Origin of the sequence: uncultured Paraglaciecola sp., assembly GCF_913058035.1 — a bacterium.
GTDB lineage: Bacteria > Pseudomonadota > Gammaproteobacteria > Enterobacterales > Alteromonadaceae > Paraglaciecola.
The window spans coordinates 1-7724 of the sequence record NZ_CAJXPA010000187.1; the positions used below are offsets into that span (position 1 = coordinate 1).

Here is a 7724-nt window from a genome sequence, read left to right on the forward strand (position 1 = left end):
GTTTAACGCTTAGTTTTCTTAATACAGTCCCAGTATTCATGCTGCCTTTACCAGTCAGATATTTTAAGCCCAAAACCAAGTGAGAATCATATACTTTTTATTTGATTTTATTATGGGTGGCCTATTAAGTGTGCCTTAGAACATAAATAGTTAGCCGATACCCAGCAATTTATGCTTGTTGATTACGTTGAGATCGGGTAATTTATAAAACTTAGTGTCTAGTGACTTTTACTTGCTAGCGAAATTCCTAGCCTAACAATTTTCCCTATCATCAATACAGGTAGGTCAAGTTTGAATCAAGAAGGATAAGCGGTAGAATTGGTTTAAATATTAAATGAATATTACGCGGACTAAAACTATGGAAGGTTCAAAAATCACCCTCGAGTACATACGCACATTGATTTGGCCACTGTTTGCCTTAATGGTGGTGCTTGTGTATCAGAATGACATAAGCGGCATGATTTCCAGAGGTGTTGAGCTAGATGTACTGGGCGTGACGATAAAAGGTGCTTCAGGGGAGAATCTTGAAAACCTTAGGGCTACTGAAGAAGAACTACGCAAGACATTTGGTAATCTGGATAAAAAATTGCGCGAGCAAGATGACGCAAGTCGCCTACTGGTCACCGAAAAAAACCAGTTATTGGTAAAAATTAATCATCTGGAAAATCAACTAGCACATGCAGAAGGTAAGGATCCGTCAGAATTTATGCAGCCTACCGCGGCTGGAAACGACGCAACCAACAAGGATAATCAAGCTGTTATCACTAACAAAAATCTGGAAAGGAGCATTCAGCAAGATTTGAAAGTGGCGCAGACAATATTGGCGAGTCCATCTGCGAGAAAAGCAAGTGAATACGAACTCGCTGGGTTTGAACATATTTTGACGTCACGATGGGAGGACGCTCTCAATAGTTTTCAATCTGCCTACGAAGCCTATCCTGACTATCACAATGTGAGTGAAATTCAACGCTTACTAAGACAAAACTTGGATGAACTATTAGCCAATGACAAGGTTGCTGAACAAAGAGTACTGAACGCCATTATTGAGCGATTGTCTTGGGGTGCTCCAAATAATGTTATTAGATCAATTAAAAAACAACTGGAGACGTGAGCGTAGTGCTTGGATTTTATTTTAGGTGGCGCACTTGAAGCATCGATTCAAGTAGTCTCTCCTCACCACTAACACAATTATCATCACCCATAATAATGAGCCACCCCAAAAAATAGTTTTCGAGTTTATTACGATGGGTGTCTTTATAATTTTACTTGAACAATCACATTACATTAAATGGAAGTAAATAATGAAAAATATAGTGTTAAAAACATGCTTAACCGCTTTTGCTTTGTCTGTCGCTGGTTTTGCTAATGCAGGCGAACCAGTAAAAATCTTTACGAAGCAGTTGACGTCCCATGCTGCCATATCCGCTGGTGCGATAAGTATCGCTGCAGATTCAATCGTAGACGGACACATAGCTTCGCAAGCGGCCGCTACCACAGGAGCTGGGTCTGACGTTCAAAACATCGTTAGTGGCGCTGCTACGGGCATAGGGGCAGCGGCTAAAACCTGCGATATCTATGCTGGAGCCGCCATTGTCGTAGGCGCGGGCAGTACAGTCGGCGCTCTGAGTGCAGGTGGAGCTATCACGTTGGGCGCGTTGACACAAAGTGATGTGATTTGCGATCCAGCGCCAGCGGTAGTCACCAGCGACTTCGATGCAGCGAATGCTCAGATAAAAAGTGCACAGTCTGCTTTAGATACTATCCCCGCTTCTTCATTAGTGGATGCGTATACGTTAGTAGGTAGCATGGACACTGGCGTATATGAGGGCGCTGCTATTACTATACCCGCGAACACGCTCATTACGTTTGATGCTAATGGGCAGGACGGGATTTGGATTTTCAACTTGAGTGGGGCAATGACCGTAGGTGCAGGCAGTGAATTTGAAATAATTAACGCAGGCAATAATAATGCTGTCATTTGGGATATAGGCGGCGCACTTACTCTGGGTGCGGGCTCAACTTTTCTTGGCACCGCATTTGTAGAGGGCGCTGTGTCCGGTGCGACCGCATCGGTTAGTTGTGGTAATTTATATGCTACGGGCGCCATCTCTATCGGAAGCATCGGAAGCATCGGGGGTGATGATTGTAAAGTCTCAGCAGATCAGTTAACCGATTTTGTGATTAAGGATGGATCTTACTCGTTTGGCGCCCTCGAGGCGGTTCCAGCAAACACCCCTCCCGTTGCGTTTGACGGCCCTGTAGGTTTCGTACCGACACTTCTGTCTGATCAGCCGGATACGCTATTCGGGGGGTCCCTTTTCGCGGAAGATACCGACGGGGACGACCTGACCTTCATAATAGTCCCTGGCAGCCTAGGTCCTATCGGGAACAAAGTGTATGATTTTCAGCTCGACCCGGAAACGGGGGAGTGGTCCGTCTCTTTTTGCATTGGCGCAGTCGGCGGGCATGACTCGTTTCAGTGGGTGGCCAATGACGGGCAAGCCGACAGCAATGTCGCAACGCAGTACTTCGTGTGTTTGATTTGAATATTCGCACGAATCTGTAAGTGGAATAGGCAAGAGGCCCCCATTGCCCCACCGGAGGCTCCGAATCAATGGGGTCAGAGTGAAGCTGCTACAGTTTGACGGACACTTTAAATAAGCGACAATATGTCAGTCGCTTAGGAGTATCCATCATGAGTATAAGTCGAAAACCTTATAAAACTTTCACGAAAGAATTCAAACTTGAAGCTGTTCGTCTAATGTCTGAATCTAATAAGCCAGCAGCAGAGATTGCAGCTGAGCTCGGTATACGCCGTAACATGCTCTACAAATGGAAGGAGCAGCTTGGCTCTAAGGGTGATGAAGCATTCCTTAAGCAAGCAGGTCGACCACTCAAAGAAGAACAAAGTGAAGTGTTAACACTTAAACAAGAAAATCGTCGACTTCGTGAAGAGGTAGAGATTTTAAAAAAGGCCGCAGTGTACTTTGCCAAAGAGCTCAAATGAAGTATGCGTTTATCCGTGAGCAACGGCCAAAACATAGATTGAACATTCTGTGCTCAACACTTGGTGTATCCACAAGCGGATACCATGATTGGCTTGAACGCCCGCTAAGTAAAACAGCTCGAGATAACAAGCGGTTAGTCACCAAAATACGTTGTTTCCATAAGGCTAGCCGAAGCACCTATGGCTCACCGCGTATCCAAAAGGATTTGACTAATGATGGCGAAATCGTTAGCCGTCAGCGTGTCGCACGGCTAATGAAATCAGTGAGTATAGAATCGAAGATGGCTAAGAGGTTTGTCATTACCACTCATTCTAAAAACACAACATCGCCGGCCCCAGACCGTTTAAAACGAAACTTTCGCACAAAAAGCATCAACCAAGCTTGGGTCTCAGATACCACCTTCATTCGGACACGCCAGGGGTGGCTATATTTAGCCACTATGCTTGATTTATATTCACGTAAGGTGATTGGCTGGGCAATGTCAGACCGTAACGATACTAAGTTGGTCTGTGATGCTTTGATGATGGCTCATTGGCGACAGGGTAAAGTTAAAGATGTGATTGTACATTCAGACCAAGGCAGTACCTATGCGTCTAATGAGTACCGTAGGTTACTGAAAGAGCACAACATGCAGTGCAGCATGAGTCGAAAAGGCGAGTGCCACGATAACGCTGTGGCCGAGAGTTTTTTTAGCTCGTTGAAGACAGAGCTGGTCGATGATGAAGACTATTTTACGCGTTCAGAAGCTAAGAAAAGCATATTTGAATATATTGAAGTATTTTACAATCGACAACGAAGACATTCCTATTTGGGCTACGTAAGCCCGATAGAATATGAGCAGGCCAATGCCTTTTAATTAAATCGTCCGAAAAACTGTGGCAACCTCAGAGTCTAGGCTAAACTTATAACAGGGGATAGGGGGTCAAGTTGCTTGATTAATAAGACTACGGTTTCTAAGCTTTATGTATGCGAAGACCTCAACGAATTGAATATGAAAATGCTTTTTACCATGTAATGAATCGTGGTAGGGAGCGGCACACGATATTCCATGGGGATGAATATTATCTCTGCTTTTTGGAAACACTTGCACAGGCTCAGCTACGTTTTAAATGCATTGTTCATGCTTATTGCCTGATGGGAAATCATTACCATCTTTTGATTGAAACACCCAACGCAAACCTAGGCAGAGTTATGCGGCATATTAATGGTGTGTATACTCAGCGTTACAATCGCCTACGTTTAACTGACGGACCGTTATTTAGAGGACGTTATAAAGCTATTTTAATTGATCACGACGCTTACCTTTTACAACTGTCCAGGTACATTCACCGTAATCCTATCGAGACAAAAGAGCCCTTAGTAGCACAATTAGAAGACTATCCTTGGTCAAGTTATCCGGCATACATCGGCAAGGTAAAACCTACTGATGTGCTTGAACGCGAGACAATCTATAAGATGTTAGGTCACAAACAACAATATAAAGGTTATAGCGATTTTGTTATGCAAGGTATTGATAAAGAAACAGAAATGTTTCATCGTAAAGGCAACATGGCAGCCATTTTTGGTGATAAAGCGTTTAAAGAGTGGGTTTACGAAGCACTTTTGCCCGAGTTGGGCGCAGAGAGAAAAAGTCGGGTTGTACAGCCGGATTTGACGATGCAACAAGTGACTGATGGTGTTGCCGCTTAAATAAAAGGGGTCAGAGTCATTTTAAGTGAACTATCCTCCTATTTACTAATAAATTAACAAGACACCCATAATAGTGAGCAACCCCAAAAAATAGTTTTCGAAAAATTAACAAGCCACCCATGATAAATACTTAAGCCCCAAAGATAATTTTAAACATCTGATTTTATTACTATAAACCTTTAACTGTAGGGTGTTGCTAGCCTGCTAATTGTCGGGTATTGCGGCGCAGCCGCGCTTTTAGCCAATAAGACCTGCGGGGTTAGGTTCGTTGAAACTAATAAACATGGCTGTCTTCATAGTAACTAATCTAATCAAGTGCATATGTTTGTGCATGGAATTTTACATCAGATTCTGAACCCCAACCAGGAATTGAAACTGCTTTAACTTCGTAAAAAGCAAAGGCACTAGAAGAGCTAATTAAAATTAATAAACCAGTGATGAATATCATTAGATTTTTCATTTAACTGCCTCCTAAGTCTAGATTTGTATATTGAACAAAATGGTTGCCATGCTCTTCCTGATGAGTTCTAAGCAATTGCAATAAAATTGTTGATTCACGCTTTAGGATATCTACCTTGTACTTTTCAACGTACTTTTTATACGTAGTATGAAGTTTTATTTGCTCATTTGCTTCCGCCATCAAAAAATATGTTGCCGCTGCACGAATATCTGATTCGTCCTTTTTCGAAAATAAACTTACAATCACTTGTAAAGGGAACTCTTTTTGATCGGTCTGCACATATGTAATAGCGGCGTAATCAAGCGCCTTCGATATTTTACCATTAGCCAATGCATGTTGAAGTAATATAAAAGATGCAAGAGGATCATCTGAAGCCACCATACTCTTCCATAAACCCATGTCGTACATTTGAAATTTTATCGATTCGTATGCTTCAGAACCTTTGAATTGTAGGATGAAGTTTCTTGAAGTGTTTTCGCTCAGAAGAGACTCTGCTACGTCCTTAATGGAGTATGCTTTACTTGAAGCGTTCATAGTGAATATCAAGCAGCTTACTAATATTAATAACCTTTTCATATTATTCCCTGTTAGTGAAAACTGTTTAAAAACGAATATATTATTTTGCTATCGTCTAGTAGCAAAATAATAGTAAATCAACTGGGTAGTAAATTCTGCCTTTATTAGAATATATACACTTCATCGAAAGAGTAATATTTTTAACTTCAACCAGAATAAAAGGGGTCAGAGTCAATTTAATAAAAGGGGTCAGAGTCAATTTAAACAAATTAACAAGACACCCATGATAGCGATCACCCCCAAAAAATAGCTTTCGGGTTTATTACTATGGGTGTCTAGTTAAAGTATCAGATTATAAATTTAGACACGCACAAGTAACACTAAGGCTTATTCGCGTTCCAATAGAACACAAACGACACACTACCAAATCCCAAAAATCCTAGCGCCACGGGTGTGATAGAAGCGTCAATAAAACTACTTACAAAAATAGCTGCAGGTACGGAAATGATACTACTCAAAGACCCAATAATAGCGGCTCCTAGACCTGCCATATCACCTAAAGGCTGCATAGCCATAGCCTTTACATTGCCAAACAAAATACCGATACAAAAGAACGCACAAAATAATACAGAAACAAATTGCCAAAAAGGCGGAACCCCATCATAAGCAAAACATAAGGCCGTTAGTACGCTAGAAAATATCAGCCACCCCAGCATCGCCCCATTGCATAACTTGCGCATACCCAAACGCATGACTAAGTTGCCATTAATAAAAGATGCTAGGCCGATAGATAATGCCAACATAGCAAAGTACATAGGAAACAGCTCACCCGTATTATAGATATCCTGAAACAGGGTTTGAGAAGAACTGATATAAGCCAGAAATGCACCAAAAATGGTGCCAGAAGAAAGGGTATAAAACATTACGAGCTTATGGGAAAGAATGAACTTACTTGAAATCCACAATTGCGACCAACTAAAAGGTAAGCGCTTCTCTTTGGCTAGAGTTTCTGGTTGACGAGCAAAAAACCATAAGCCAATCAATGTCCCATAAACCAAAAATGATAAAAAAATATGCTGCCATGAAAACCAAAATAAAATAGTTTGCCCAAGAATAGGTGCCAGCATCGGCACTAATATGAACACCATCATAATGAAAGACATGACTCTGGCCATAGCTTCACCTTCGTACTTATCACGGATCACTGCCAGTGTTGCAATCCTGGGCCCTGAGACACCGAAGGCTTGAATAACGCGACCAATTAGCATCACTTCTAACGACTCAGCATTGATGCAAATTAGTGACCCGATAGCAAATACGATCAAACCAGAAATGATCACATAACGCCTGCCTCTGTCGTCAGATAAAGGCCCATAATAAAGTTGACCAAAAGCCATACCAACAAAGAATAATGAAACAATTAGATGGGTTTGACTAGGGTCTGTCACTTTTAGGTAAGCACCAATTTGAGATAGTGCAGGTAAAACTGAATCTATACTTAAAGCGACCAACGACGTCATTGTTGCCATAAGTGCCACAAACTCGAATAAACTAATATCGACCTTTTTTTTACTATTTGCTTTGCTATTTGTCTCGCTGGGAGCGGAGTGACGATTGGATGACATGCTAGAACCGGCAGATTTAAACGGCACACAGTTTAACACTGCCGATTAATAACGCTTAGAATTTTTAGCTAATTCTTTAAATTACTACTTATAAAAACAACTACTTATCCAAGAAATTAACAAGACACACATTGCGCCGAGATAAATCGGTAAAAAGCTTGGGGGTCAAGTTGCTCGATTAATAGGACTCTGAAGAAGGAATTAACAAGAAAGGAATTAACAAGACACCCATGATAAGAAAGGAATTAACAAGACACCCATGATAACGAGAATAAAAGGGGTCAGAGTCATTTTAAATAAACTATCCTCCTATTTATTAATAAAAAGAGGCTGGTTTAATGGCGAGAAGACTACGAGTTTCTAGTGCAGGAGTGCCAGAGCACTTAATACAGAGAGGGAACAATCGTCAGGCGACATTTGCTTGTG

8 protein-coding genes are annotated in these 7724 nt (G+C 41.5%); 5 read left to right on the forward strand and 3 right to left on the reverse strand.

Annotated elements, in window-relative coordinates; translation table 11 throughout:
• Positions 1-358: 358 nt before the first annotated feature.
• The 5 genes from QZ562_RS17800 (at position 359) to QZ562_RS17820 (ending at position 4697) form a co-directional block, all read left to right on the forward strand.
• Positions 359-1111 carry a hypothetical protein gene (locus QZ562_RS17800; protein ID WP_293763169.1) on the forward strand — a complete coding sequence of 251 codons (753 nt, stop codon included), beginning with the start codon at positions 359-361 and terminating at the stop codon, positions 1109-1111.
• A 190-nt stretch (positions 1112-1301) separates the two neighbouring features.
• Entirely contained in the window at positions 1302-2546 is a 1245-nt protein-coding gene (locus tag QZ562_RS17805) for an ice-binding family protein (RefSeq protein ID WP_293763172.1), read from the forward strand.
• A 149-nt stretch (positions 2547-2695) separates the two neighbouring features.
• Positions 2696-3007, forward strand: coding sequence for a transposase (locus QZ562_RS17810; RefSeq protein ID WP_293763174.1), 312 nt, complete (start codon positions 2696-2698; stop codon positions 3005-3007).
• Positions 3004-3864, forward strand: coding sequence for an IS3 family transposase (locus tag QZ562_RS17815; protein WP_293763177.1), 861 nt, complete (start codon positions 3004-3006; stop codon positions 3862-3864). Before QZ562_RS17810 ends, QZ562_RS17815 begins: the two co-directional genes overlap by 4 nt.
• 110 nt (positions 3865-3974) lie before the next feature.
• On the forward strand, positions 3975-4697 hold the full coding sequence (locus QZ562_RS17820; RefSeq protein ID WP_293763179.1) for a transposase: 723 nt from the start codon (positions 3975-3977) through the stop codon (positions 4695-4697).
• A 307-nt stretch (positions 4698-5004) separates the two neighbouring features.
• Here the strand turns inward: QZ562_RS17820 and QZ562_RS17825 are convergent, their stop codons facing one another.
• The 3 genes from QZ562_RS17825 to QZ562_RS17835 all read right to left on the reverse strand — a co-directional run bounded on the left by QZ562_RS17825 (position 5005) and on the right by QZ562_RS17835 (position 7298).
• Entirely contained in the window at positions 5005-5157 is a 153-nt protein-coding gene (locus QZ562_RS17825; RefSeq protein WP_293763181.1) for a hypothetical protein, read from the reverse strand.
• Positions 5158-5733, reverse strand: a complete 576-nt coding sequence (locus tag QZ562_RS17830; RefSeq protein WP_293763183.1) for a hypothetical protein — start codon at positions 5731-5733, stop codon at positions 5158-5160.
• Positions 5734-6053: 320 nt separating this feature from the next.
• Positions 6054-7298 carry a multidrug effflux MFS transporter gene (locus QZ562_RS17835; RefSeq protein ID WP_293763185.1) on the reverse strand — a complete coding sequence of 415 codons (1245 nt, stop codon included), beginning with the start codon at positions 7296-7298 and terminating at the stop codon, positions 6054-6056.
• Positions 7299-7724 lie beyond the last annotated feature (426 nt).